Consider the following 23,573-nt stretch of genomic DNA (forward strand, 5'->3'; position numbering starts at 1 on the left):
TGATTCCTATGCTGATGGCCGCGGCGGCCGTCCGGCGTGCGCGCTTGCGGCCATGTGCCGTAGGAACGCAGCGCCCTGCCCTTGCGGACATCGCGCCAGCGGCCTGTGGCCATTTTTCGCACCCCGGCACAGGGCAATCACAGGGCAATCGGCGTGCCTGAGAACGGCGTTCATGCGCGAGGCATCTTTTCGTTCCTGCGCTTTCGGCGTGGTCCCACGGCGGCTGCGAAAGGGCCAAGAGACCATGGCCCAAGCGCCGCCTGCGCAGGCCCGCGAATGAAAGGAAGACGCCATGAAAGACAAGACCCCATCCGCATCCAAGTCCTCTGCACCCACACAGGCGAAGCCGTCGGGCGATGGCCAGACCAAGCTGCCCGGACAGGTCGGCAAGGCGCCCCATGCGCCTGGTGAATCCGATGCATCCGACGCATCCGAACAGGGCCTGCGCCTTCCGCACGAGCGCGACCAGAGCCTGGACGCTACCAGCGATGCGCCCGATCCGGTGATGCGCCAGGCCCATGACGACCTCGCCTCCGGCCAGGTCGATACCGACATGCGCCAGACGCCGGGCCTGGATGCCGAACGGCGCAAGAAGATGGTGCGCAAGCAGCCTTGATGGCACCTGAAGCTTGCACCTGAAGCGCAACGAGCTGCTGGCAGCCAGCAACCGCATGACCGGCATCGAAGGGCTCTGGACGGGGAGCAGCTGCAGCAAGGGGCGGCCTTCCACGTCAATCTGGCCGCCCGCGCGCACGAAAGCGGAGCCTGCAAGGAATGCCACTCCATCGACAAAGACGACCCGGCACGGCCCGGCAACTGAGGTGCCCGCGCTTTACTCCATACAGGAGCAACCCCATGCCCGACATTCCCGACTGGCTCCAGTGGCCTGCCTTTCTGGCCTCCATCGCCGGCGCCTGGTGTGTGGGCTCGCGTTCTGCGCAAAGGCGCAACCTGGGCTTCTGGGTCCTGATGCTCAGCAATGCGCTGTGGGCGCTGTGGGGCTGGTCCACGGCGGCCTGGGCGCTGGTGAGCCTGCAGTTCTGCCTGGCCATCACCAACATCCGCGGCTCCATCAAGGCCGAGCGGTGAGCAGGCCATGGCAGCAGACGCTTTCCTGATGTCGATCCACGAAACCGGCAACCCATACCCTGGCGCCTCCATGGAAACACCCCCATTCCCCACCTGCAGATCCGCCCTGTTCCTCGACTTCGACGGCACGCTCGTGCCGCTGGCCGAGACCCCGGACGCCATTGCGCCAGACCCCGGCCTGATCCCCATGCTGGCCAGGCTGCAGGGTCTGTTGGGCGGTGCGCTGGCCATCGTCACGGGTCGGCAGGTCAAGATGCTGGACCGCTTTCTGGCGCCGCTGCATCTGCCCGCCGCCTGCGAGCACGGCCTGCAGCGGCGGGATGCCGCAGGCCGCCTGCACATGCAGGCATCGGCCATGCCAGAGACCGTGCTGCAGATGTGCAATGCCTTGGCGGCCGATCATCCGCGCCTGCTGGTGGAGCGCAAGCGCTCCTCGGTCGCACTGCACTACCGGCGTGCGCCAGAGCTGGCGGCGCTGTGCCTGGACATGTTGGGCCGCGCCCTGCGACACCAGCCCGGGCTGGAGTTGCTGCACGGCAAATGCGTGCTGGAGGTCAGGCCCGCAGGCGTGGACAAAGGCCACGCCATTGCGGCCTTCCTGCGCGAAGCGCCGTTCGCCGGCCGCACCCCGGTGTTTGCCGGTGACGATGTCACGGACGAGAGCGGCTTTGCCGTGGTGCAGGCGCACGGCGGCATGGCGATCAAGGTGGGCGAAGGCGCAAGCAGGGCCCGCCACCGGCTGGGCAGCCCGCAGGCCGCGCATGCCTGGCTGAAGTCCGCATGCATGCACCTGGCTGCGCAGACCTGCGCGGAGGTGCTGCCATGAGCCGGCTGGTGGTGATCTCCAACCGCGTGGCCGATCCGCGCAGGGCCGCGGCCGGGGGCCTTGCCGTGGCCATGGGCGATGCGCTGCGGCAGACGGGCGGCCTGTGGTTCGGCTGGAGCGGCGCCGTCACCGACGACGGTGCCCAGGCCGCGCCGGCCGGCCATGTGCACCGCACCCAGGCAGGCAACGTCACGCTGGCCACGGTGGACCTGGACCGCGCGGACCATGACAGCTACTACGCGGGCTACAGCAACGGCGTGCTGTGGCCCGTCTTTCACGGACGGCTGGACCTGGCGAGCTTCGACACGGGCCATGCGGCCGGCTACCGCCGCGTGAACCAGCTGCTTGCGCGCAGGCTGCTGCCCCTGCTGGCGCAGGACGACATCCTCTGGGTGCATGACTACCACCTGATCCCGCTGGCGGCCGAGCTGCGCGCCCTGGGCTGCCGCCAGCGCATCGGCTTTTTCCTGCACATCCCATTGCCCCCGCCGACCCTGCTGGCGGCCATTCCCGAGCATGCATGGCTGATGCGCTGCCTGTTTGCCTACGACCTTGTGGGCCTGCAGACCCGCCAGGACGTGCAGCATTTCGAGCGCTATGTCTGCGACGAGGCCGGGGGCCAGTCGCTGGGCGATGGCGCCTTGCGTGCCCATGGGCAGCGCCTGGTGTGCCGCGCCTTCCCCATCGGCATCGATGTGGAGGGCTTCGCGGCGCTGGCCCTGTCCGGCGCATCGCAGGACATGCATGCGCGCATGAAGCACGAGTACGCACAGCGTCGCCTGCTGCTGGGCATAGACCGGCTGGACTACTCCAAGGGCCTGCCGCAGCGCCTGCGTGCCTTTCGGGAGCTGCTGGCCCGCCATCCCGAGCAGCGCCGGCGCGCCACGCTGATCCAGATCGGCTCGCCCACGCGCGAGGGCCTGGACGCGTATGCCGACATACGGCGGGAGCTTGAATCGCTGTGCGGCGCCGTCAACGGCGACTACGGCGAGCTGGACTGGATGCCCGTGCGCTACATCCACCAGACCCTGCCGCGCGATGGCATTCCGGGCCTGTGCCGCGCGGCGGCCGTGGGCCTGGTCACGCCGCTGCGCGACGGCATGAACCTCGTGGCCAAGGAATATGTGGCGGCCCAGGACCCGGCCGACCCGGGCGTGCTGGTGCTGTCGCGGTTTGCCGGCGCGGCCGAGCAGCTGCAGGAGGCGCTGCTGGTCAATCCCTACGACGTGCACGGCACGGCCGCCGTGGTGCAGCAGGCCCTGCAGATGCCCCTGCAGGAAAGGCGCCAGCGGCACCAGCGGCTGCTGCAGCGCATCGCCGAGCAGGACGTGCACTGGTGGCGCAAGGCCTTTCTGTCTGCCTTGAAAGAGGCCAGGCCGCTGGAGCACAGGGAAAGGGAAGCCTTCGGCATCCCCGTTCCCTCGATCAGGCAGGAGCAGGCACCGCTGCGCCTGGAGCTGGCCGCCTGCCCTGCCGAAGGCGTGGAACGGGACGCCTGCCGGTCGGTGGTCTCCGACAGGTAATGCCTTCCTGCTCCTGCGGCGCCGCGTTCATCCTCCCGGCACCATGGCATCGCCCGGCCCCACCCCCATTTCCAGGGCTGCGCACGACACACAAAAGGAAGGCAAGCGGCGATGGCCCAGCACGACAACGAGCACGCCCATGCGTGGACATGCAGCGACACGCTGGCGCAGGCCTTGCGCGGCCACACGGACCTGTCGCCAGCGGACCAGTTGGCCCTGCTGGTGGCGCAGGGCGCCGACCGCCTGCCGCTGCCGGGCCATGGCCACACGCTGCAGCGCTGGCGCGCACTGGCCGAGGTGGCCGCCCACAGCCTGAGCCTGGCCAAGCTCTATGAAGGCCATACCGATGCCCTGGCCATCCTCTCCGAGCTGCAGGCAGACCTGGCCACCGAAGGCCTGCGCTGGGCCGTCTGGTGCGCCGAGCCGCCGGGCGAGCGCGTGCAGGCCACGCCCACGGCCCCCCATGCTGCGGCACATGCCGGCATGGCCGTGCAGCTGTCCGGCTACAAGCCCTGGTGTTCGGGCGCGCGCGCGGTGGACCGTGCCCTGGTCAGCGGCTGGCTGGCCGACGGCCGGCGCTGCCTGATCGCCGTCACCATGGACCAGCCCGGCATCCGCAGGGACGACAGCCACTGGCAGGCCGTGGGCATGGCCGCCAGCGCCAGCGCCGACGTGCACTTCGACGGCGCCACCGGCGTGCTGGTCGGGGCCCCGGGCCAGTACCTGAGCCGCCCCGGCTTTCACCATGGCGGCGCGGGCGTTGCTGCCTGCTGGCATGGCGCGGCAGCGCGCATCGCCAGCCATCTGCAGCAGGCCGTCGGTCAAGGCGAGGACCCGCACCGCCAGGCCCACCTGGGCGCGCTGGACGTAGCCCTGGCCAGCGCGGCCGGCCTGCTGCGCGACGCTGCGGCCCGCATCGATGCCACGCCCTCGGACCCCTGCCTGCTGGCCGTGAACCGCGCCCGCCTGGCCGTGGAAGCCGCCGCCGAAGAGGTGCTGCGGCGCGTGCCGCGCGCCATCGGACCGGGCCCGCTGTGCAAGAACAGGGGCCTGGCGCAGCTGATGGCCGACCTGCCCGTCTTCATCCGCCAAAGCCATGCCGAGCGCGACCAGGCCGCGCTGGGCCGCCTGCTGGCCGACAAGGCACAGGCCTCGCAGGCACCGGGAGGCGCGGCATGGATGCTGTGAAGCCGCGCCTCATCGAGGGCCGGGGCACGCCGGAATCGCGCTGGCAAGCCTGGTTTGCGCAGCGCCGGCCAGCGCAGGTATGCATGGACGACCTGCTGGACGGCCGGCGCCGCGCCGTCATCGTCGCGCCGCACCCCGATGACGAGATCCTGGGCTGCGCCGGCCTGCTGCGCCGCTGTGCCGAGCGGGGCATGCCCTGCCTCATCGTCTCCGTGACCGATGGCGGAGCCAGCCACCCCGACTCGACGCTGTGGCCGCCGCAGCGTCTGGTGCGCGAGCGCGTGCAGGAGAGCACCCAGGCCCTGGCCCTGCTTGCGCCGCAGGCGCAGGTGCTGCGGCTGGGCCTGCCCGACGGCCATATCGCCGAGCATGCAGCGCAGTTGCTGCAACGGCTGGAGCCGTTGCTGCAGCCCTCGGATGCGCTGTTGTGCACCTGGCGCGAAGACGGGCACCCGGACCACGAGGCCACGGGCCAGGCCTGCGCCACGGCAGCCCGGCACGCGGGCTGCCGGCTCTTCGAGCTGCCGATCTGGGCCTGGCACTGGGCCGAGCCCGGCGACGCGCGCGTGCCCTGGCACCGCGCCGCCGCCATTGCGCTGGCGCCGCAGGAGTTGGCGCTCAAGCGCCAGGCCCTGTCGTGCTTTCGCAGCCAGCTGCTGCCGGACCCGTCCACGGGCCGCGACGCCATCCTGCCGTCCTGGGCCACTCAGCGCCTGCTGCGTCCGTTTGAAGTGGTGTTTCTATGAACGGCGCCCGGCAGCACTTCGAGCAGATGTACCAGGCCGACCCCGACCCCTGGCAGGTCGCATCACGCTGGTACGAGCGGCGCAAGCGCGACCTGCTGCTGGCCGCCCTGCCGCGCGAGCGCTATGCCCACGGCTTCGAGCCCGGCTGCGGCAATGGCGAGGCCACGCAGCGCCTGCTGCAGCGCTGCGACCGGCTGTGCGCCGTCGATTTCTCGGACAGGGCCGTGGATCTGTGCCGGCAGCGGATTGCGCCGCAGGACCGCGCCCGCCTGGACCTGCAGGCCCTGCCCCTGCCCTGGCAATGGCCACAGGTGCCCCAGGTGCCCCAGGTGCCCCAGCAAGGCTTCGATCTCATCGTGGTCTCGGAGCTTGCCTACTACTTCGACGACGCGGCACTGGCGCATTTCAACCGCCAGTGCCTGGCCTCGCTGCAGGGCGGCGGCCACTGGCTCATGTGCCACTGGCGGCATGGGGCGCACGATCACCTGCAGACCACCCGCGCCCTGCATGACAGCGTGTCGGCCCATGCGCAGCTGCACTTGCTGCTGAGCCACAGCGAACCGGATTTCCAGCTGGACATCTGGCAGAAAACCCCTGAAAGGACGGACAGATGATCGGCGTGTGCATCCCAGCCCATGACGAGGAAGACCTCATAGGCCGCTGCCTGGACAGCGTGTTTTGCGCGGCTGCCCATGCCGACCTGCAAGGCGAGACCGTGGCCGTCGTGGTGGTGCTGGACAGCTGCCAGGACGCCACCGAATCGGCCGTGCGCCGCTGGCCCGCCATCCCGTTGTCCATTGCCGCGCGCAACGTGGGCAAGGCGCGGGCCCTGGGGTCGGAGTACCTGCTGCTGCTGGGCGCCCGCTGGCTGGCCTTCACGGACGCCGACACCACCGTCTCGCCGAGCTGGCTGGCCGACCAGCTGGCGCTTCAGTCCGACGTGGTCTGCGGCACGGTGCAGGTGGCCGACTGGTCGGCCCACGGCGTCCAGGCGGACACGGCGCGGCGGCACTTCGAGACCACCTACACGGACCGCGACGGCCACCGCCACGTGCATGGTGCCAACCTGGGCATCTCGGCCTGGCACTACCGCCAGGCCGGCGGGTTCGACGCACGCACCTGCGGCGAGGACCAGGACCTGGTGGACCGCCTGGCGGCCGGCGGCGCCCGCATCGCCTGGTCGGCCCGGCCCCGGGTGATGACCAGCGGCCGCGCCTACTCGCGCGTGGCCGACGGCTTTGCCGGTGCGCTGCGCCAGGGATGGGCCCTGCCCTGCGACGCGCCGCCTGCGCTGCCCGTGCTCCAGGGCGCCCTGGCGCAGCAGGCCCTGGCCCTGCCTCAACCGCAGGCCGGCTCGTCCACGCGGTAGCAGTCCCTGAGGAACACCGGCAGGTCGTTGGCCGGCGGCACGAAGGGCACCTGGTACATCATGTCGCTGACAAAGCCACGGTGGTAGCTGCCATGGTTCACCACATGCAGCACGATCTGCTCGCGCGTCATGGCGCCCTGCCCGCCGCCCACGAACTCGAAGTGCACGACCTTCGCCAGTTCCTCGTCCGGGCACGCATCGACGAACTCCACATACCAGCGGTCCATTGCCTGCACGGATTCCCACAGCGCCTGCAGCGTGGGCGTGTGGTCGGTGTTGCGCATGGTGTAGCCATGCTTGCGGCCCTGCAGGTGGTGCCTGAAGATGTCCTCCACCACAAGGACGTGGTTCAGCGTGCGCACCATGTTGCCGAAGCTCGTGGGCCGCTGCTTCAAGGCCTCGCCTTCGGGCAGCTCCATCACGCTCTTGAAGGTCAGGCCGTTGGCCCAGGCCTTGTAGCGCACCAGCATTTTCAGGTTGGCCCTGGCCGATGAGACGGGAGCGCGCAGGCTCTCTTGGATCGCTGTCATTCGTGGGTTCTTTCGGTGTGGATCAAAGGCCGCTCAGTGCGCCTTCGACATGGGTGCGCGCCGTGCCGCCCACCCAGACCTGGCCCGTGCCGTCACGGGTCAGGAAGATGCGGCCGTCACGGCCCAGACAGCGGCCCTGGGCGGCAACGTAGTCGCTGTCCATCACCCCCGTCGCAAACAGCCACTGCGCCAGCGAGGCGTTGAGGCTGCCGGTGACGGGGTCTTCGACGATGGCGCCCTGGTGATCGGAGAAGAAGGCGCGCACCTCGCAGGCGGCAGGGCTGGCACCGCCGACACCCCTGGCATAGGGCCCCACCACGCCCACGTCCATGCGCGTGGGCCACTGCCGGGCCGGGTTCAGCGCCAGCACCTGCTCGGCCGAGGCCAGGCGGATGCCCAGCCAGCCGGGGCCGTTGTCTATCCACGAGGCGGCCTGCACCTCTTCGGCGGTGATGCCCAGCATGCGCAGCGCGGCATCCAGCTCGTCGGCGGTGGGCGCGCCAAAGCGCAGCATGGGCGGCGCGGCGAATGCCAGCCGCCCATGCTCCTGCCGTATCTGCACCAGGCCCGCCCCGCACTCCTGGACGATGTGGCCTGCGTTCCTGGGCGCACCGCGCTGGGACAGCCAGGCATGGCAGCTGCCCAGCGTGGGATGGCCGGCAAAAGGCATCTCCCGGTCCAGCGTGAAAATCCTCACGCGGTAGTCGGCCTGCGCCTGCGTGGGCGGCAGCAGGAACGCGGTTTCGGAGAGGTTGAACCAGCGTGTGAGCTGCTGCATCTGTGCGGTGGTCAGCGCCTGCCCACCGGTGATCACGGCCAGCGGATTGCCGGACAGCGGGCCGCTGGCGAAAACGTCGACCATATGAACGGCAATGCTCATGAAGACAGTCCTTGTTGCATGGGAAGGAAAAGAAGGGGAAACGGGCGGCGGGCCCGATCTGCGCTACGGCCGCACATCGGCGCGATGCACCACATGGACCTTGTTGCCGTCGGGATCGCGCAGGTAGGCACCGTAGTAGCCATCGCCGTAATGCGGTCGCGGGCCGGGCGGGCCTTCGTCGCTGCCGCCCCGGGCCAGGCCGGCGGCATGGGCCGCATCCACCGCCTCGGGCGATGGCGCCAGAAAGGCCGCCATGCTGCCGTTGCCCGCCGTGGCCGGCTCGCCGTTGAAGGGGCTGTAGACATAAAAGCGCGGCAAGGAAGCCTGCGGCGCCACCCAGCACAGCGCGGCCGGCCCGCCATCGGGCTGGACGGCGCGGCGCTGCAGTCCCAGCGGGGAAAGCACCGCGTCATAGAAGCGGCCGGCCCGCTCAAGATCACGGGCGCCGACGGTGATGTGGCTGAACATGGGGTGAACGTTACACTATCGATAAATGAAATAGTGTCACGGCACACTCTTTTTTTCCTTGCCCCGACCATGCTCCTGCCCTCCCCCTGGACACCCCGTCTTGCGCGCATTGAAGCCAGTGCCGCCGAGCGGCTGGCGCGCGCCCTGGCCGACGACATCGTCGAAGGCCGGCTGGCCGGCGGCGACCGCCTTCCCGCCCACAGAGACCTGGCCGACAGGCTGCAGATCGGCCTGGGCTCGGTGACCAGGGCCTATGCGCTGCTGGAGCGCCGGGGGCTGACGCGCGGCGTCAAGGGCCGGGGCACCTTCGTGGCCGCCCGGCGGACGCAGGGCGGCGAGGCCATCGACCTGTCCTCCAACGCGCCGCCGGCCGCCATCAGCGAACGCCTGCTGGCGCGCACGCTGACCGCGATTGCGCGCCGCATCGATGCCGATCACTTCAATTCCTACGCGCCGCCGGGCGGACATGCGGAGCATCGCCGCGTGCTCGCGCGCTGGCTGCAGACGCTGGGCCTGAACGTGGAACCCGGCCACATGGTGCTGACCAGCAGCGCGCGCCAGGCGCTGTCCCTGGCCCTGGACCTGGTCTGCCAGCCCCGGGGCCGGCTGCTGACCGAGCGCATCACCTACCCCGGCGCCATTGCCCTGGCCCGGCGCAAGGGCTGCGCCCTGCAGGGCCTGGCCATGGACGCGCAGGGCCTGCTGCCGCAGGCGCTGGCCGAGGCGCTGCACGGCATTCCCGCCGCCGAAGGCAAGGTGCTCTACCTCACCCCCACGCTGCACAACCCGACCACGGCCACCATGGGCGCGGAGCGCAGGCGGGCGATCGTGGATATCTGCCGGAACGCAGGCGCCTGGATCATCGAGGACGGCGTGTATGCCGCCTGCTCGCCCGATCACGCGCGCCTTGCGCACCTGGCGACCCTGGCGCCCGAGATCACCCTGCATGTGAACGGGCTGTCCAAGTCGCTGGGCCCGGGGCTGCAGGTGGGCACGCTGGTGCTGCCGCCAGCGCTGTGCGGCGCCGCGCTGGCGACGCTGCAGGAGCTGTCCATGGCGCCTTCGGCCGTGTCATGCGCCGTGGTCGATGAATGGCTGTCCCAGGGCGTGGTCGCCTCCCTGCAGGCCGACCTGCGCCATGAGGCACAGCGGCGCGTGCGGCTGGCCGCATCGCACCTTGCCCCACACCTGGGCGACAGCCGCCTGGTGCTGCACCCCGAGGCCTACAACGCCTGGCTGCCCATGGAGCGCGATGCCGCCGACCGCCTGGTGTCGGCCGCAGCGGCGCTGGGCGTGACGCTGACCGATCCGGGCTCGCTGATGGTGGAGCCGCACGACCGTGCCAGCGGGCTGCGCATCTGCCTGGGCGCCCCAGGCCTGGACGACCTGGACGGCGCCCTGGCGCAATTGGCCAGGCTGCTTACTGCGGAGCCCTGAGCTTGTTCTGCAGCGCCCTGGCCACGGCACCCAGCACGGGCACCTTGGCAAAGATTTCCTCCACCGGGTCCCAGAAGTCGCGGTGCACTGCCACCAGTCCCTGCGCATCGAACTCCAGGTAGCTGGTGCCGCAGATGTGCATGGGCTGGCCCGATGCCCTGACAAAGCCCAGCTCCCACAGCAAAAAGCCGCTGTCCCCCTGCACCGCGCCCTGGCTGACGGCGAAGCGGGGCCGGTCCAGTTGCTCGAACATGTGGGCGAACACGCGCTGTATCGCTGCGTGGCCGCGCACATCGTTGAACGGGTCCTTGAACCGGGCCTGTTCCGCATAGAGGGCCAGCAGCGCCGGCAGGTTGTCGCGGCGCAGCGCCTCATAGGCCTGGGCCAGCCGGTCCAGTCGGGGATCGCCGAGGGCAGTGCTCATCGGTTTCAGGCTCCTGTGATGCGGCGAACCGCCGAGAAATACCAGGCATCGGGCAGGCAGCGCAGCAGCCGCACCCAGCGTGTGAAGCGGCGCGGAAAATTCATCTCGAAGCGCCCCTGTGCCCAGCCCTGCAGCATGTGCCGGGCGGCCTCGTCGGCACCGATCAGGGCCGGCATGCTGAAGCTGTTTTGCGCCGTCAGCGGCGTATCGACAAAGCCGGGGTTGATGATGGACACGCCCAGGCCCGGGCCGTGCAGGTCCAGGTAGAGGTTTTCTGCCAGGTTGTTGAGCGCCGCCTTGGTAGGACCGTAGGCCAGGGACATGGGCAGCCCGCGATAGCCTGCCACCGAGCCGACCAGGGCCAGATGCCCCTGGCCGGCCTCCAGCAGCATGGGCAGCACGGCATCGAGCAGGTGCAGCGCGCCGCCATAGTTCACGGCCAAGTGGCGCTGCATCTCGGCCAGGTCGAACTCGGTGGCGCGCTGGGGCCGGTAGTGGCCGGCGCAGTACACCACCAGGTCGGGCGCCCCGCCCACATGGGCCCGCACGGCACGGGCTGCCTGTGCCACGGCCTGGGCATCGGTCACGTCCAGCGGCAGGGCCAGGCAGCCTTCGCGGCCACGCACGAAATCCTGCAGCGCACCGCCATGCCGCGCAGAGACAATCACGCGCGCGCCCTGGCCGTGCAGCGCTTCGGCCGTGGCGCGCCCTATGCCCGAGGAGGCGCCCAGAAGCCATGCCGAGCGGCCCTTCCAGTCGCGCAGCGGCGGGTTCAGCCGGCGGGATAACAGTGGCATGGCCATCACTCCTTGATGATGGCCAGCGTCACGTCGCCCAGGTGCAGGCCGAGCTTGCTCATGGCCGTGCGGTTGAGCAGGGTGCGCCCGTCCATCAGGTACATCCAGTCGTCCATGCTGACGTTCCAGACCCTTCCGTCCACGGGCAGGGCCAGCACGTAGCTCCAGCGGATGGCATTGCCCGCGCTCTGGCCCTGGGCCTCGCCCACCACGTCGTCGGCCCGGCCGCTGTAGCGGCCCTCGCCCAGGTGGCGGATATGCCAGATGCGCTGCTGCGTGCTGCCGTCGCTGTAGACGAAGTGCTCATCGAGCGTGCCCTCGTCGCCATTCCAGCGGCCCGTCATGCGCACGGTGAATCGCTTGACCACCTTGCCCGAGCGGTCCGTGAACATGCCGTGGGCCGTCAGCGGCCCGTTGAAGTACTGGCGCAGGTCCAGCGTCGGCTGCTCCTTGGCGTAGTCCTGCACGGAAGGACCGGCGCAGCCCGCCAGAGACAGCGCCAATGCCGCCCCCAGGCAGGCGCGCCGCAGTGGTGAAAACGAAGCGCAGTGGGTGATGTGGCTCATGTGTGCCTCCAGGAAGAATGCAGTCGCTCGGCGCGCCAGAGCAGCCCGGCCGCCGCCAGTTTGAGCAGGCAGGGCAGCCCGCCATAGGCCCAGGCCAGGGCCTGCAGGCCGGCCGGATCGGTGCTGCCGCTGCGGTAGCCCGCAACGGACAGCAGGGGCAGGGCCAGCCCTGCGGCCAGGGCCAGGTTGAGCTTGGTGGCGCAGGTCCACCACCCCAGGTAGCGGCCCTCGCCCTGGCCGCCCTGGCCGGACTCGTGGATCACGCCCGTGAGCAGTGCGCCCGGCAGGGCCAGGTCCGCGCCCAGGGCCAGCCCGCTGGCCAGGCAGATCACGGCGAAGGCCAGGCCGTCGCCCGTGCCCAGCCAGGGCGTGAAGCCGAAGGCCAGCACGCTGGCCAGCATGCCCGCGCGCCAGCTGGGCGCCAGGCCCCAGCGCGAGACGGCCTTCACCCACAGCGGCAGGCCCAGGGCCGCCGCGCCAAAAAAGCACAGCAGCAGCAGGGGCTGCATCCCGGGCACCTGCAATCTGTCGGCCACGAAGAAGGGCAGCAAGGTGGCCGGAATGGCCGCGGCCACGCCGTTGACCATGAAGACGGCCAGCAGCCGGCGAAAGCCGGCATCCGCCCATGGTGAGATCCGAGAGGTGTCCGCCGTGGCCTGCTGCGGCAGCGTCACCGGAGCCTTGAGCCGGTACAGCCCCACCAGCCCCAGCGCCAGGCCCAGCGCCAGCACGGCGCTGGTGGCGTCCAAGCCCAGCCAGGCCGGCAACACGCTGGCCAGCAGCACACCGCCCAGCGTAGCGCCCTCGCGCCAGGCCGTGACGCGGGCCCGCCAGGCGGGCTGCCCGCCCCAGCGCGTGCCCCAGGCCTGGTGGACGATGGTGACGAAGCTGTAGGCCAGCGTGCACACCAGCAGGCTGCAGGCCAGCCAGCCCAGCATGGCGGCCTGGGCACCGCGCGGCGGATGCCACAGCGCCCAGAAGCCCAGGACCATCAGCAGGCTGGCCAGTGCAGCCGCCCACCACGCTGGCCGCATGCCCCGGCGCAGCAGCCGGTCGGCCTGGCGGCCGATGGCGGGGTCCACCAGGGCATCGAAGGCACGCGTGGCCAGCAGCACCGCGCCCAGCCCCGCCAGCGGCGCACCGGCCACGCTGGCGTAGTGGTAGGGCAGGTTCACATACAGCGGCAGGGACACGAACGCCAGCGGCGCGGCCAGGCCGCCATAGGCCAGCCCTGTGCGCCAGGGCAGCAAGGGGGCGGCGGCAGGGTGCGAGGCCATGGCGTGGTCCCGGGCGCTCAGGATTGGCCCAGCAGCGAGCTGCGCATGGCAGGTGCCGAGGTCTGGGGCGCGAGCCAGATGCCGAAGAACAGGCGCGCATAGTCGGCATCGCGCAGCTGTGCAGTCTGGCGGCCGTTGTGGAAGAAGCGCACCTCGCCCTGGCCGTCGTTCAGGCCCAGCAGCCGGTCCTGGGCCGCCACATCGGGAAACGCCTGCTTCATCAGCGCCAGCCATTGGCGGGACTGCTCCTCGGTGAAGCCGTCGACCCTGCGCATTTCGGCGATGGAGCGCTCGGCGATGGCCGCGCCTTCGAGCTTGCGGTCATAGACCAGCTCCAGCGCGAACGGGTGGCGGGCGTAGTCCTCGGGCACAAAGCCCGGTGCGGCCCACAGCCGTGCCTCGTACACGCGCAGGCCGAAAAAGCGCAGCACGCCCGTGCCCACCAGGCGCGCGGCCGGCAGGGCGCTGCGCAGTTCGGCCGGAAGGTCGGCAGTCGGAGTCTTGGCGTGGAGTTCGTTGGGCATGGCGATCAGTGAAGGGACAAGGGCGCAGGCGGCGCCCCAGGCCAGCGCCTGGCGGCGCGGCATGTGACGTAGTGGCGATTTCATGGCAGGGGCCTGCGCAGCGTGAACTGGACGACATCGGTGTTGCCGGTGTCGAAGGCCGCCTCGCAGTAGGCGAGATAGAAGGTCCAGATGCGCACGAAGCGTTCGTCAAAGCCCTGGGCCCGCACGGCGTCGAGGTGGTGATCGAAGGCCTGGCGCCAGCGCCGCAGCGTCTCCGCATAGTCGCGGCCGAAGGCCATGCGGCGCTCCACCACCAGGCCGGCGCGCCGTGCCTCCTGCTCGAAGGCAGGAATGCTGGGCAGCAGCCCGCCCGGGAAGATGTACTGCTGGATGAAGTCGGTGGAGCGCAGATAGCGCGCGAACAGGTCCTCGCGCAGCGTGATGGTCTGTATGCAGGCCAGGCCCCCGGGCTTGAGGCAGTCGCGCAGCGTCTGGAAGTAGCCGCGCCAGTATTCTCGGCCCACGGCCTCGAACATCTCGATGGAGACGATGGCGTCGAAGGGCTCGCCCGCATGGCGCGCGGGCAGGTCGCGGTAGTCCTGGTAGCGCAGCTCCACGGCGTCGGCCAGGCCGGCCTGCCGCATGCGCTGCTGTCCCCAGGCCAGTTGCTCGCGCGACAGCGTCACGCCCGTGACCCGGGCGCCGAACTCCTGCGCCGCCGCCTCGGCCAGCCCGCCCCAGCCGCAGCCGATCTCCAGCAGGCGCTGGCCGGGCTGCAGCCGCACCTCGTCCAGCGTGCGCCTGAGCTTGGCCTGCTGGGCGTCCTGCAGGTCGGCGTGGCGCAGCGATTCACCCGTGCGCCCCTGGAACCAGGCGGCGCTGTAGCTCATGCCGGGGTCCAGCCACAGGCGGTAGAAATCGTTGCCCAGGTCGTAGTGGGCATGGATGTTCCTGGCGCTGCCGGCCCGCGTATTGCGCTGCAGCAGGTGGCGCAGGCGGTAGCCCAGCCGGCCCCACCAGCTGCCGTAGACCAGGCTTTGCACATGGTCGCGGTTGGCCATGCACAGGCGCAGCAGGGCGGCCAGGTCGGGGCTGTCCCATTCGCCGGCGATATAGCCTTCGGCCAGGCCGATGTCGCCCGATTTCAGGGTGCGCTCCAGCGCCCGCCAGTCGTGCAGCACGCAATGCGCGTCGGCAGCCCCCGACGGCGGACGGGGCAGGTGCAGCAGGCGGCCATCGGGCTGCTCCAGGTCCAGCTGCCCGTGGGGCAGGCGTTCGAGCAGGTTCAGCACACGGCGTGCCCGCGCAGGCGTGCGGCGCGGCGCTGCGGCGGTGGGGCTCAGCAGGGGGGCGGCGGTAGTGTTCATCTTGTGACGAAGCGCTTGGGCGCGGAGGGTTTGCCATGGAAAGGCACGCGCTTGGCCCAAAGGCGCAGCGCGTGCCAGTGGATGCGGGCGACCACGCCCAGCGTCATCAAAGGGGTGCCGAAGAAGGCGCGGCGCACGGCGGCGGCATCCAGCACCTGCAGCACGCCGCCCACGCTGGTCTGCAGCAGCGGGCCGTCCTCGTCATGCAGGTCCACGCGCGCCAGGGTGCGGTCTTCGCTGCGCTCGAAGCGGAAGCGGTACTCGCCGCGCACCTCGCAGAACGGCGAGACATGGAATTGCTTGCGCGCCACCTGCTCCCGGCCCCAGGCCAGGTCCGGCCCCGCCAGCAGATAGGCATGGCGCTCGCCAAAGGTGTTGTTGACCTCGGCCAGCACGGCGGCCAGCGACCCGTCGGCGCGGTGCGCATACCAAAAGCTCACGGGCTTGAACACGTAGCCCAGCACGCGCGGAAAGGTGTGCAGCCAGACTTCGCCATCGGCGTCGCCAATGCCTTCGCTGTGCAGCAGCTGCTCGAACCAGGCCAGTGCGTCGCAGCCGCCCTCGCCGTGGTCGCCGTCATGGAAACTCAGCCAGCCACGGCGGTTGCGCCTGAGCGCGGCGTCCGGCTGCGTGCGCAGGCTGCGCATGGGCAGCATGAGGAAATAGCCCGGGTAGCGGAAGGCATGCTCCACCGGCCGCAGGCGGCGGTGCCAGACATGGCCGAAGCCGATGAGCGGCCGGGCCGTCATGCGACCCCCTCGAAGGCCGCGCTGGCGGGCAGGACGGGCAAGGTCGGCAGGGCATGCAGCAGGCCGTCGGCCGCGACCAGGCCCGAGCGCAGGCCGTCCTCGTGGAAGCCGTAGCCGCACCATGCGCCGCAGAACCAGGTCCTGCGCTGGCCTTGCAGGGCATCCACCCGGCCCTGGGCCTCGATGGCGGCCAGGTCGAACACCGGGTGGCTGTACTCGATGCGCGCGTGGACCTGGCTGTCATCGATGGGGCGCACCGGGTTCAGCGACACCATCACGGGCTGCTGCCACGGCAGGGGCTGCAGGCGGTTGAGCAGGTAGTGCAGGCAGACGCCGGCCCGGTCTTTTCCGGGATCGGCGGCGCGTTCGTAGTTCCAGGCGGCCCAGGCCGCCGGGCGGCGCGGCAGCACGCCGGCATCGGTGTGCAGCACGGCCTGGTTGGGCTGGTAGCGGATGGCGCCCAGCACGCTGCGCTCGAGCGGCGTGGCATCGGAGCCCAGCAGGCGCAGGGCCTGGTCGCTGTGGCAGGCCAGCACCACGGCGTCGAACCGCTCCGTGCCGTGCGCCATCTGCAGCAGCACGCCGTGCGCGGCGCGGCGCAGGCCCAGCACGGGCGCGTTCAGCCGGACCTCGTGGCGGCCGTCCTTTTGCAGCGCGGCCACCATGCGCCGCACATACTGGCGCGAACCACCGCGCACGGTGCGCCACTGCGGCCGGTCCGTGACCTGGATCAGGCCGTGGTTGTGGCAAAAGCGGATCAGCGTGGCCACGGGAAAGCGCAGCATCTGGTCGGTGGGGCAGGACCAGATGCAGCCCATCATGGGCAGCAGATAGTCCTGGCGAAAGGCCGGCCCGAAACCGTGGTCGTCCAGGAAATCTTCGATGCAGCTGCGCAGCCGCGCTTCATCGCCTTCCTCGGCGATGCGCGTGGTCAGGCGGTTGAAGCGCAGGATCTCGGCCAGCATCTTCAGGAAACGGGGCCGCAGCAGATTGCTGCGCTGGGCGAACACACCGCCCAGCGAACTGCCGCTCCACTCCAGGCCCGCCCGGCCGCCGGCCTGCGGCACCTGCACGGAAAACGACATCTCGGCCTTCGCCGTGGGCACCTGCAGCTCTTCGAACAGACGGGTCAGCAGCGGATAGGTGCGGTGGTTGAACACCAGAAAGCCCGTGTCCACCCCCTGGCTCACGCCGCCCAGCGCCAGATCGACCGTGTTGGCATGGCCGCCGAAATGGTTGCCTGCCTCCAGCAGGGTCACGCCATGCCCGCCCGGCGCGCCGGCCAGCCGCCGTGCTGCGGCCAGCCCCGCAATCCCCGACCCGATGACTGCAATGCGATGCATGGGAGCGTCCTTCCTGGTTGAATCGATCAGTCAGACCATGAAGATCAAACTGTGAACTGATGAGTTCAAACTATATACCAAACGTATCCGCTTTGCACTATTTGGTATCGGATATGACCTGTCGGGTCTAAAATATGGCTATGACAAGCCGCTCCTCCATCAAAGAACAGATACAGCGCGTGCGCGAGCAGGCCATCGTGGCGGCCGTCAACCGGCTTCTGGCCACCAAGGGCTACGACGCCATGACGGTGGACGAGGTGGCGGCCGAGGCCGGCATGGCCAAGGCCAGCCTGTACAAGCTGTTCACCTCCAAGGAAGAACTGGCAGGGGCCGCCATGGTGGGCGTGCTGGACCGTGCCCTGGCCTTCGTGGACGGCCTGCGCGACGAAGCCAGCCTGGCGGCCGAGGCCGGCACGCCCACGCGCCCGCTGGACCAGCTCAAGGCCGTGACGCGCTGGGCCATGCAGACCCAGCTGGAAGGCGAGATGCCCTCCCTGCCCGCGCAGAACTCCAACCTCAGCGCCTCGCTGCAATCCAACGACGACTACATGGACCGGCTGATCGCGCTGAGCAACCGCCTGAGCATCTGGATCACCGAGGCCCAGACCAGCGGCCAGATGCAGGCCACGCTGCCGGCCGAACTGGTGCTCTACACGCTGTTCGCGCGGGCCTGCGATCCGGTGGTGGCCCTGCTCAAGGAGTCGGGCCAGTACACGCACGCGCAGATCATCGACTGGGTGACCAGCACGACCTTCGACGGGCTGGCGGCGGCGGGCTGATCCGGTGCGCGGGATCGCACCGACCCCAATGCAAATGAGAATTCATATCAACTGGATAAAATGCCGGCAGTTTCTTGACGCACAAGAGGAAAGGCCCGGCACGTGCATCCATCCACCGACAGTGGCGCCAGCCAGGCTCTGGGCAGCATGTACGCGCAGCACAACCCTTGGCTGGTCGCGTGGCTGCAACGCAGGCTGGGCAACCGCTGCGATGCGGCCGACCTGGCCCAGGACACGTTCACGCGCATCTGGGTCAGCGCCAGGACGCAGGCCATCGAGGACATCCGGGAGCCCCGGGCCTATCTGACGACAGTGGCCAGGCGGCTGCTGGTCAATCACCTCGAACGCCGCTCGCTGGAGCAGGCCTACCTGGCGTCGCTGCACCTCCTGCCCCAGGCCACCGTGCCGTCCGTGGAGGCGCGGGCCATCCTGCTGGAGACGCTGCAGGAGCTCGATGCGCTGCTGGACGCCCTGCCCGCCAGGGTGCGCACGGCCTTTCTCATGTCCCAGCTGGAAGGCCTGTCCTACGAGGACATTGCCGACCGGATGCAGCTGAGCGTGCGCACCGTGACGCGCTACATGGCCCAGGGCTTTCGGCAATGCCTGCTGGTGATGCTGGAGCACTGAGCATGCAGGCCGCAGACGCACGCATCCTGGACGAGGCCGCCCGCTGGCTGGCCCGCAGGCATGCCTCGGACTTCAGCGCGGCCGAGCAGGCCGAACTGGCGCGCTGGCGCAGCCAGAGCAGCCGGCATGAGCAGATCTGGCAGTGTGCCGAGCAGCTCAAGGGCCGCTTCAACACCGTGCCCTCCGCCGTCGGCATGGCCACGCTCAACCGCGCGCGCCCCTCGGCGGCACGGCGCCAGTTGCTGCGCTCGGCCGTGCTGGCCCTGGCCACGCCTGCGCTGGGCTGGCTGGCCTGGCGCCATCTGCCCTGGCAGGACTGGACGGCCGACTACCGCACGGCCAGGGGCGAGCGCCGCGCGGTCACGCTGGCCGACGGCAGCCGCGTGCAGCTGAACACGGCCTCGGCCATCAGCGTGCGCATGGATGGCACGGAGCGGCGCATCCGCCAGCATGCCGGGGAAATGCTGGTCGAGACCGCGCATGCGGCGCCCTACGCCTCCCAGCCTTTCATGGTGCAGACAGACGACGGCCAGATGCAGGCCCTGGGCACGCGCTTCATCGTGCGCAAGCTGGAGCACGGCACGGCGCTGGCCGTGCTGGAGGGCGCGGTGCGCGTCACGCCGGCAGCCTCGGCCACGGCCGTGGTGGTGCATGCGGGCGAGCAACTGCAATTCGATGGACAAGGCGCCAGCGCCTCCCGCCCGGTGGCGCCGCGGGACTCGGCCTGGACGCTGGGCGTGCTCTATGCCGAGAACCTGCGCCTGCAGGACTTCCTGGCCGAGCTGTCGCGCTACCGCGAGGGCCTTGTGCGGTGCGACGACGATGTCGCCGACCTGCGCGTCTCCGGCACCTACCAGCTGCATGACACCGACCGCATCCTGGCCCTGCTGGCCCAGACCCTGCCGGTGCGCGTGCACGAGCGCAGCCGGTACTGGGTGACGGTGGCGCGGCGCTGATTCGATTTTTTTCTGCCGTGGCTGTCCGGTTTTTCGCTCTCGCCTGTCAAGGCTTGCGAAGACCACTTTCATCGACAGCCCAGAGGACAGAACACCATGCACTCCCCTTCTTCCACCGCCGGACCACGCGCCAGCCTGCGCGCCACCGCCTTGGCGGCCCTGGCCGTCAGCACCTCGCTGCTGCTGCACGCGCTGCCAGTCCAGGCGGCCGAGCCGGCCGCCAGCGCCGCTGCCAGGAGCTACCAGATCCAGCCGGGTCCGCTGGGCCCGGCGCTGATGGCCTTTGCCGCGCAGGCAGGCGTGAACCTGGGCATGGACCTGCAGCAGCTCGTCGGCATGGAGACACGCGGCCTGTCCGGCACGTTCTCCGTGGAGGACGGCTTTGCGCAGCTGCTGAACACGTCAGGCTGGACAGCGCGCCGCGCGGGTGCGGGCAACTACGCGCTGGAGAAGCTGCCTGCGGCGGCACGCCAGGCGCCGTCCGCTGCAGCGGCCGTGCCCGCAGCGCCGGCCGCAGCCCCGTCCGCTGCCCAAGCCGCAGCACAGGCCACGGAGCTTGCCGCCATCACGGTGACCGCGCGCACGCAGAACAACCTGGTCGCGCCCTCGCGGCAGGTCACGATTCTGGAAGGCCAGGAGGTGGAGCAGCTGCGCCAGGGCTCGGACAGCCTGGCCACCATGCTCAGCAAGGTGGTCCCCGGCATGGCGGACTCCAGCCACACCATCACCGACTACGGCCAGACGCTGCGCGGCCGCAACATGCTGGTGCTGGTGGACGGCGTTCCGCTGAACACCAACCGCGACTCGTCCAGGAACCTGGCCAACATCAACCCGGCCGACATCGAGCAGATCGAGGTGCTGCGCGGCAGCAGCGCCATCTACGGCAGCGGTGCGGCGGGCGGCATTGTCTCCATCCGCACCAAGCGGCCCTCGGGCGAGACGCGGGCCGAGACCATCGTCACCGGCTCGACCCCGCTGTCGCGCCTGCGCGGCGCAGGACTGGGCGGCGAGGTGCAGCACTACCTGTCCGGCGGTGGCGAGGTGGTCGACTATTCGGTGAGCCTGGGCGCCAGGCACATGGGCGGCGCCTTCGACGCCAGGGGCAACCGCATTGCGCCCGAGCCCAGCCAGGGCGACCTGTTCGACTCCAACATCTACAACGCCTCGGCCAAGATCGGCTTCAAGCTCGATGCCGACCAGCGCCTGCAATTGACCGCCAGCCACTACAACGCGGCCCAGGACACGGACTACGCCTCCGACCCGTCGGTGGCGCGGCTGCCGGCCGGAACGGCGGCGGCCCGCCCCATCAAGGGCCTGGTGCTGGCCGACCAGAACCAGATCAAGAACACCATGCTGGGCCTGGACTACGAGAACCGGGACATCGCAGGCAGCACGCTGGCCGCCCAGCTCTACTACCGGGACTTCTTCACGCGGTTTGCGCCCTTCGACGCACGCGCCGTGCCGGTGCGGGGCGCCAATGTCGACCAGTCCATGCAGAACTCCGAGGTCTTTGGCGGGCGCCTGACCCTGAAGACGCCGCTGGGCGCCGGCAAGAAGAGCCTGCTGATCTGGGGTGCGGACTTCAACCAGGAGCGCACCGACATGCCCATCGACATCTTCGATCCACGGGCCTATGACGCCAGCGGCGGCCTGGTCTTCCACAAGACGGGCCAGCTGATCTACATGCCGCCCGTCACCACGCGCAGCATCGGCGCCTTCGCCCAGCTGCAGCACCGGTTCAATGCGCAATGGTCGGCGGAAGGCGGCCTGCGCTACGACCGCGCCCAGGCCAGCTTCAATGACTTCACGCCGCTGTCGCAGTCACGCGCCCCCAGCCCCCAGTCCGTGAACGGCGGCACCGTCAGGTACAACGCCTGGACCTACAACCTGGGCACGGTCTTCACGCCGGTCCCCGGCCAGGAGCTCTATGCCTCGTACAGCCAGGGCTTCGAGCTGCCGGACATCGGCGTGGTGGTGCGCAATGCCACGCCGGCCTTCAACCTGGGCAACTCCAACCTGCAGGCGGTCAAGACCAACACCTATGAAATGGGCTGGCGCGGCAAGTTCTCCAACGTGATGGCCAACCTCAGCGTCTTCCAGTCGCGCTCCAACCTGGGCGCCGTGCAGAGCTTCAACAATGGCCTGACCCTGCTGCGCACCCGCGAGAAGATCCATGGCATCGAAGGCGGCCTGGACTACTTCAGCGACGACGACCACTGGAGCGTGGGCGGCAGCTTCACCTGGATGAAGGGCCGCGAGCTGCCCCAGGCCGCCAGCGGCTACCAGGACATGACGGGCTTTCGCATCCCTCCGCTCAAGCTCACGGCCTATGTGGAGTACCGGCCCGACACGCGCTGGAGCCACCGCCTCCAGGCCACCGCCTATGCCTCCAAGGACTACCGCCTGGGCGGCAAGACCGGCTTCGGCCGCTATGACACACGGGGCTACACCACGGTGGACCTGATCAGCCAGTGGAAGATCGACCCCAAGAACCGTGTGTCCCTGGGCGTGGAAAACCTGTTCAACCGCCAGTACTTCCCGCTCTACAGCCAGCTGCTGCGCAGCAACAACAACACCAGCCGCCTGCCAGCGGCCGGCACGGTGCTGAAGATCAGCTACGCGCACACCTGGTGACCCCATAGGCAGGCACCGGTCGCCGCAGCCCGCCAACAACCGGCCGGGCACGGAAAGGGCAGCCACCCGACGCAGCCGATCAACGACCATCGGCCATCGGCTGCGCCCGGACCTCAAGGCCCCTTGCGCAGCGAGATCGGCGTGCCCCAGATCGGATCGGCGGCGCCCTGGCGGCCCAGCGTGGTGACCTGCATGGGCGCCAGCCGCGCCATGAGTTTTTCCTGGTCAGGGGTCAGGTTGGCGCGGGAGGCCAGATAGGTGCGCGTGAATTCCATGGGCACCGGCAGCGTGTGGACGGTGAAGTCCTCCAGCGGGCATTCGACCTTCTCGGCCGCCACCTTGCGGCAGCCCGCCTGGCGGAACTGGTAGCTGGGCGTCTTCAGATACGAGCGCTGGCTCAGCACCAGCTGCCCGCCTTCCAGCGTGAAACTGGCCAGGGCCTGCCGGGGCGGCACGCGCACCTGGACCTTGAGCGCGGGGATGTCGCGCGAGTCCGTGTCCTGGTAGTAGCCCGCACCCATGCCCGGCGTACTGTCCGTGACCTGCCGCTCGCCCCAGGCCACGCAATGGCCCGAGGCACGGTGCACCGTGGTGCAGTACTTCTCGGTGCGGGTCTGCGTGTGCGTGGTGGCCTCCTTCCAGTTCATCTCGGTATAGAACTCGCGGTAGGTCTCGGGCGCCAGGGACACCGTGCCGCTGGCGCCGCGGCCTGCGCCCGCAGCGCCCGCCTTGGCCCCCAGCTGGTCGAGCCGGGCATTGAGCCAGTAGTCATCGCCGCCCGTCAGCAGGTACTTGCCGGGGGGCAGGACATGGACCTCGAAGGCCTTGAAGAGGTAGGTGGTCTTGGGATCGCGCTGCAGCGCGTTGTTCTGGAACTTGCGGCCGAACACGATCTCCGGCCTGTCCTGGTGGGTCCACAGCACGTTCGAGGTCCATTTGGACATGCCGTCGGCGTCGGCCAGCGACTTGTGCGGCGTCAGGTCAGCCACCAGCAACACGGCCATGTTGGCCTTCAAGGCCTCGCTGATCACCCACAGCGTCTTCGCCTGCTCCGCTTCCTCCTTCTCGAGCTGCCCGCTGGAAGGCGGCGCGGCACACCCCGACAATCCCAGGGCGAGCACCAGGGTCGGCAAAACGAGGCAGGGGCGCTGCAGTGTCATCGTTGAAATCCTTGGAGGTTGATGCTGGAAAGGCGTCATTGTGCGGGGAGATCTCCGGCGGCCCCGGCCAGGGCAGGCCCTCGACACGGAAAAGCCGCCCGAAGGCGGCCGGTTCCAGGGAGCGCTGCACCAGCGCTGGCTGCGATCAATCAGCGTTGCTGTGGCTGGCGCAAAGGCTGCCCTTGTTGGCGGACGTTCGCCTTGCACTGCATCTGGCTGTAGTTCCTGTCCGTGATGGGTTGCCCCATCTGCATGGGAACATAGGCCGGATGCTGCGGGCCTCTCGTGGGAAGAAGCTGTTTCATGGTTCCATCCTCACGTCAAACGGAACG

26 protein-coding genes are annotated in these 23,573 nt (G+C 69.8%); 13 read left to right on the forward strand and 13 right to left on the reverse strand.

Annotated features, from left to right (window positions below; translation table 11 throughout):
- Positions 1-292 precede the first annotated feature (292 nt).
- From ACF8ME_RS04305 to ACF8ME_RS04340, 8 genes are all read left to right on the forward strand, one after another.
- Positions 293-616: a hypothetical protein gene (locus tag ACF8ME_RS04305; RefSeq protein ID WP_016448411.1), complete on the forward strand. Its 324-nt coding sequence runs from the start codon at positions 293-295 to the stop codon at positions 614-616.
- A gap of 239 nt (positions 617-855) precedes the next feature.
- Positions 856-1,089, forward strand: coding sequence for a hypothetical protein (locus tag ACF8ME_RS04310; RefSeq protein WP_016448412.1), 234 nt, complete (start codon positions 856-858; stop codon positions 1,087-1,089).
- 7 nt (positions 1,090-1,096) lie between these two features.
- Positions 1,097-1,915, forward strand: a complete 819-nt coding sequence (gene otsB / locus ACF8ME_RS04315; protein WP_392415398.1) for a trehalose-phosphatase — start codon at positions 1,097-1,099, stop codon at positions 1,913-1,915.
- Complete coding sequence (locus tag ACF8ME_RS04320) at positions 1,912-3,438, forward strand: trehalose-6-phosphate synthase (RefSeq protein WP_392415400.1); 1,527 nt, start codon at positions 1,912-1,914, stop codon at positions 3,436-3,438. Before otsB ends, ACF8ME_RS04320 begins: the two co-directional genes overlap by 4 nt.
- A 111-nt stretch (positions 3,439-3,549) precedes the next feature.
- Positions 3,550-4,626, forward strand: a complete 1,077-nt coding sequence (locus ACF8ME_RS04325; RefSeq protein ID WP_392415401.1) for an acyl-CoA dehydrogenase — start codon at positions 3,550-3,552, stop codon at positions 4,624-4,626.
- Entirely contained in the window at positions 4,614-5,372 is a 759-nt protein-coding gene (locus ACF8ME_RS04330) for a PIG-L deacetylase family protein (protein WP_392415403.1), read from the forward strand. Before ACF8ME_RS04325 ends, ACF8ME_RS04330 begins: the two co-directional genes overlap by 13 nt.
- A complete protein-coding gene (locus ACF8ME_RS04335) occupies positions 5,369-5,986 on the forward strand; it encodes a class I SAM-dependent methyltransferase (protein WP_392415405.1) in 618 nt (205 codons plus the stop codon). Before ACF8ME_RS04330 ends, ACF8ME_RS04335 begins: the two co-directional genes overlap by 4 nt.
- Positions 5,983-6,741 (forward strand): glycosyltransferase family 2 protein, encoded by a 759-nt coding sequence (locus tag ACF8ME_RS04340; protein WP_017407112.1) that lies wholly within the window; start codon positions 5,983-5,985, stop codon positions 6,739-6,741. The genes ACF8ME_RS04335 and ACF8ME_RS04340 overlap by 4 nt, the downstream gene beginning before the upstream one ends.
- On the opposite strand, the gene ACF8ME_RS04345 is transcribed toward ACF8ME_RS04340, so the two are convergent.
- From ACF8ME_RS04345 to ACF8ME_RS04355, 3 genes are all read right to left on the reverse strand, one after another.
- Positions 6,711-7,271, reverse strand: coding sequence for a DinB family protein (locus tag ACF8ME_RS04345; protein ID WP_017407113.1), 561 nt, complete (start codon positions 7,269-7,271; stop codon positions 6,711-6,713). The genes ACF8ME_RS04340 and ACF8ME_RS04345 overlap by 31 nt on opposite strands.
- Before the next feature lie 22 nt (positions 7,272-7,293).
- The gene (locus tag ACF8ME_RS04350; RefSeq protein WP_034363277.1) at positions 7,294-8,151 is read right to left on the reverse strand and encodes a PhzF family phenazine biosynthesis protein; all 858 of its coding nucleotides are present in this window, start codon (positions 8,149-8,151) and stop codon (positions 7,294-7,296) included.
- Between the two features lie 63 nt (positions 8,152-8,214).
- A complete protein-coding gene (locus tag ACF8ME_RS04355) occupies positions 8,215-8,619 on the reverse strand; it encodes a VOC family protein (protein ID WP_016448421.1) in 405 nt (134 codons plus the stop codon).
- Between the two features lie 69 nt (positions 8,620-8,688).
- On the opposite strand from ACF8ME_RS04355, the gene ACF8ME_RS04360 reads away from it, so the two are divergent.
- Positions 8,689-10,056, forward strand: a complete 1,368-nt coding sequence (locus tag ACF8ME_RS04360) for a PLP-dependent aminotransferase family protein (protein WP_392415408.1) — start codon at positions 8,689-8,691, stop codon at positions 10,054-10,056.
- On the opposite strand, the gene ACF8ME_RS04365 is transcribed toward ACF8ME_RS04360, so the two are convergent.
- Genes ACF8ME_RS04365 through ACF8ME_RS04400 form a run of 8 tightly spaced genes read right to left on the reverse strand, consistent with a single transcriptional unit; the run spans position 10,040 to position 17,085 of the window.
- Positions 10,040-10,480 (reverse strand): nuclear transport factor 2 family protein, encoded by a 441-nt coding sequence (locus ACF8ME_RS04365; protein ID WP_016448423.1) that lies wholly within the window; start codon positions 10,478-10,480, stop codon positions 10,040-10,042. The genes ACF8ME_RS04360 and ACF8ME_RS04365 overlap by 17 nt on opposite strands.
- A gap of 5 nt (positions 10,481-10,485) precedes the next feature.
- Positions 10,486-11,277 (reverse strand): SDR family NAD(P)-dependent oxidoreductase, encoded by a 792-nt coding sequence (locus tag ACF8ME_RS04370; RefSeq protein WP_392415410.1) that lies wholly within the window; start codon positions 11,275-11,277, stop codon positions 10,486-10,488.
- A gap of 5 nt (positions 11,278-11,282) precedes the next feature.
- A complete protein-coding gene (locus ACF8ME_RS04375; RefSeq protein ID WP_016448425.1) occupies positions 11,283-11,843 on the reverse strand; it encodes a DUF3833 domain-containing protein in 561 nt (186 codons plus the stop codon).
- On the reverse strand, positions 11,840-13,120 hold the full coding sequence (locus ACF8ME_RS04380) for an MFS transporter (protein WP_016448426.1): 1,281 nt from the start codon (positions 13,118-13,120) through the stop codon (positions 11,840-11,842). Before ACF8ME_RS04380 ends, ACF8ME_RS04375 begins: the two co-directional genes overlap by 4 nt.
- 17 nt (positions 13,121-13,137) lie before the next feature.
- Positions 13,138-13,707 (reverse strand): chalcone isomerase family protein, encoded by a 570-nt coding sequence (locus tag ACF8ME_RS04385; RefSeq protein WP_016448427.1) that lies wholly within the window; start codon positions 13,705-13,707, stop codon positions 13,138-13,140.
- A gap of 17 nt (positions 13,708-13,724) precedes the next feature.
- A complete protein-coding gene (locus ACF8ME_RS04390; protein ID WP_016448428.1) occupies positions 13,725-14,993 on the reverse strand; it encodes a cyclopropane-fatty-acyl-phospholipid synthase family protein in 1,269 nt (422 codons plus the stop codon).
- The gene (locus ACF8ME_RS04395; protein WP_047327901.1) at positions 14,990-15,742 is read right to left on the reverse strand and encodes a DUF1365 domain-containing protein; all 753 of its coding nucleotides are present in this window, start codon (positions 15,740-15,742) and stop codon (positions 14,990-14,992) included. The genes ACF8ME_RS04390 and ACF8ME_RS04395 overlap by 4 nt, the downstream gene beginning before the upstream one ends.
- Positions 15,739-17,085, reverse strand: coding sequence for an NAD(P)/FAD-dependent oxidoreductase (locus tag ACF8ME_RS04400; RefSeq protein WP_392415411.1), 1,347 nt, complete (start codon positions 17,083-17,085; stop codon positions 15,739-15,741). The genes ACF8ME_RS04395 and ACF8ME_RS04400 overlap by 4 nt, the downstream gene beginning before the upstream one ends.
- Before the next feature lie 140 nt (positions 17,086-17,225).
- Between ACF8ME_RS04400 and ACF8ME_RS04405 the strand changes: the two genes are divergently transcribed.
- From ACF8ME_RS04405 to ACF8ME_RS04420, 4 genes are all read left to right on the forward strand, one after another.
- The gene (locus tag ACF8ME_RS04405) at positions 17,226-17,864 is read left to right on the forward strand and encodes a TetR/AcrR family transcriptional regulator (RefSeq protein WP_017407121.1); all 639 of its coding nucleotides are present in this window, start codon (positions 17,226-17,228) and stop codon (positions 17,862-17,864) included.
- Positions 17,865-18,011: 147 nt separating this feature from the next.
- Positions 18,012-18,491 carry a sigma-70 family RNA polymerase sigma factor gene (locus tag ACF8ME_RS04410; protein ID WP_189354164.1) on the forward strand — a complete coding sequence of 160 codons (480 nt, stop codon included), beginning with the start codon at positions 18,012-18,014 and terminating at the stop codon, positions 18,489-18,491.
- A gap of 2 nt (positions 18,492-18,493) precedes the next feature.
- Positions 18,494-19,447: a FecR domain-containing protein gene (locus ACF8ME_RS04415; protein ID WP_392415413.1), complete on the forward strand. Its 954-nt coding sequence runs from the start codon at positions 18,494-18,496 to the stop codon at positions 19,445-19,447.
- 96 nt (positions 19,448-19,543) lie between these two features.
- Positions 19,544-22,081, forward strand: a complete 2,538-nt coding sequence (locus ACF8ME_RS04420) for a TonB-dependent siderophore receptor (RefSeq protein WP_392415415.1) — start codon at positions 19,544-19,546, stop codon at positions 22,079-22,081.
- 113 nt (positions 22,082-22,194) lie between these two features.
- Here the strand turns inward: ACF8ME_RS04420 and ACF8ME_RS04425 are convergent, their stop codons facing one another.
- Together ACF8ME_RS04425 and ACF8ME_RS04430 are read right to left on the reverse strand one after the other, a co-directional pair.
- Positions 22,195-23,241, reverse strand: a complete 1,047-nt coding sequence (locus ACF8ME_RS04425; protein ID WP_392415417.1) for a hypothetical protein — start codon at positions 23,239-23,241, stop codon at positions 22,195-22,197.
- 149 nt (positions 23,242-23,390) lie between these two features.
- Positions 23,391-23,546 carry a hypothetical protein gene (locus tag ACF8ME_RS04430; RefSeq protein ID WP_016448436.1) on the reverse strand — a complete coding sequence of 52 codons (156 nt, stop codon included), beginning with the start codon at positions 23,544-23,546 and terminating at the stop codon, positions 23,391-23,393.
- Positions 23,547-23,573 lie beyond the last annotated feature (27 nt).

Source organism: Delftia sp. WSY_7, assembly GCF_043104845.1.
In the GTDB taxonomy this organism is placed as follows: domain Bacteria; phylum Pseudomonadota; class Gammaproteobacteria; order Burkholderiales; family Burkholderiaceae_C; genus Comamonas; species Comamonas tsuruhatensis.

Coding starts and splice junctions, on each gene's coding strand:
- ACF8ME_RS04375 (WP_016448425.1), bottom strand. CDS start 11,843: ATGAGCCACATCACCCACTGCGCTTCGTTTTCACCACTGCGGCGCGCC.
- ACF8ME_RS04345 (WP_017407113.1), bottom strand. CDS start 7,271: ATGACAGCGATCCAAGAGAGCCTGCGCGCTCCCGTCTCATCGGCCAGG.
- ACF8ME_RS04380 (WP_016448426.1), bottom strand. CDS start 13,120: ATGGCCTCGCACCCTGCCGCCGCCCCCTTGCTGCCCTGGCGCACAGGG.
- ACF8ME_RS04310 (WP_016448412.1), top strand. CDS start 856: ATGCCCGACATTCCCGACTGGCTCCAGTGGCCTGCCTTTCTGGCCTCC.
- otsB (WP_392415398.1), top strand. CDS start 1,097: ATGGCAGCAGACGCTTTCCTGATGTCGATCCACGAAACCGGCAACCCA.
- ACF8ME_RS04410 (WP_189354164.1), top strand. CDS start 18,012: ATGTACGCGCAGCACAACCCTTGGCTGGTCGCGTGGCTGCAACGCAGG.
- ACF8ME_RS04400 (WP_392415411.1), bottom strand. CDS start 17,085: ATGCATCGCATTGCAGTCATCGGGTCGGGGATTGCGGGGCTGGCCGCA.
- ACF8ME_RS04370 (WP_392415410.1), bottom strand. CDS start 11,277: ATGCCACTGTTATCCCGCCGGCTGAACCCGCCGCTGCGCGACTGGAAG.
- ACF8ME_RS04325 (WP_392415401.1), top strand. CDS start 3,550: ATGGCCCAGCACGACAACGAGCACGCCCATGCGTGGACATGCAGCGAC.
- ACF8ME_RS04430 (WP_016448436.1), bottom strand. CDS start 23,546: ATGAAACAGCTTCTTCCCACGAGAGGCCCGCAGCATCCGGCCTATGTT.
- ACF8ME_RS04320 (WP_392415400.1), top strand. CDS start 1,912: ATGAGCCGGCTGGTGGTGATCTCCAACCGCGTGGCCGATCCGCGCAGG.
- ACF8ME_RS04405 (WP_017407121.1), top strand. CDS start 17,226: ATGACAAGCCGCTCCTCCATCAAAGAACAGATACAGCGCGTGCGCGAG.
- ACF8ME_RS04350 (WP_034363277.1), bottom strand. CDS start 8,151: ATGAGCATTGCCGTTCATATGGTCGACGTTTTCGCCAGCGGCCCGCTG.
- ACF8ME_RS04365 (WP_016448423.1), bottom strand. CDS start 10,480: ATGAGCACTGCCCTCGGCGATCCCCGACTGGACCGGCTGGCCCAGGCC.
- ACF8ME_RS04390 (WP_016448428.1), bottom strand. CDS start 14,993: ATGAACACTACCGCCGCCCCCCTGCTGAGCCCCACCGCCGCAGCGCCG.
- ACF8ME_RS04395 (WP_047327901.1), bottom strand. CDS start 15,742: ATGACGGCCCGGCCGCTCATCGGCTTCGGCCATGTCTGGCACCGCCGC.
- ACF8ME_RS04420 (WP_392415415.1), top strand. CDS start 19,544: ATGCACTCCCCTTCTTCCACCGCCGGACCACGCGCCAGCCTGCGCGCC.
- ACF8ME_RS04355 (WP_016448421.1), bottom strand. CDS start 8,619: ATGTTCAGCCACATCACCGTCGGCGCCCGTGATCTTGAGCGGGCCGGC.
- ACF8ME_RS04305 (WP_016448411.1), top strand. CDS start 293: ATGAAAGACAAGACCCCATCCGCATCCAAGTCCTCTGCACCCACACAG.
- ACF8ME_RS04385 (WP_016448427.1), bottom strand. CDS start 13,707: ATGCCGCGCCGCCAGGCGCTGGCCTGGGGCGCCGCCTGCGCCCTTGTC.
- ACF8ME_RS04360 (WP_392415408.1), top strand. CDS start 8,689: ATGCTCCTGCCCTCCCCCTGGACACCCCGTCTTGCGCGCATTGAAGCC.
- ACF8ME_RS04340 (WP_017407112.1), top strand. CDS start 5,983: ATGATCGGCGTGTGCATCCCAGCCCATGACGAGGAAGACCTCATAGGC.
- ACF8ME_RS04425 (WP_392415417.1), bottom strand. CDS start 23,241: ATGACACTGCAGCGCCCCTGCCTCGTTTTGCCGACCCTGGTGCTCGCC.
- ACF8ME_RS04335 (WP_392415405.1), top strand. CDS start 5,369: ATGAACGGCGCCCGGCAGCACTTCGAGCAGATGTACCAGGCCGACCCC.
- ACF8ME_RS04330 (WP_392415403.1), top strand. CDS start 4,614: ATGGATGCTGTGAAGCCGCGCCTCATCGAGGGCCGGGGCACGCCGGAA.
- ACF8ME_RS04415 (WP_392415413.1), top strand. CDS start 18,494: ATGCAGGCCGCAGACGCACGCATCCTGGACGAGGCCGCCCGCTGGCTG.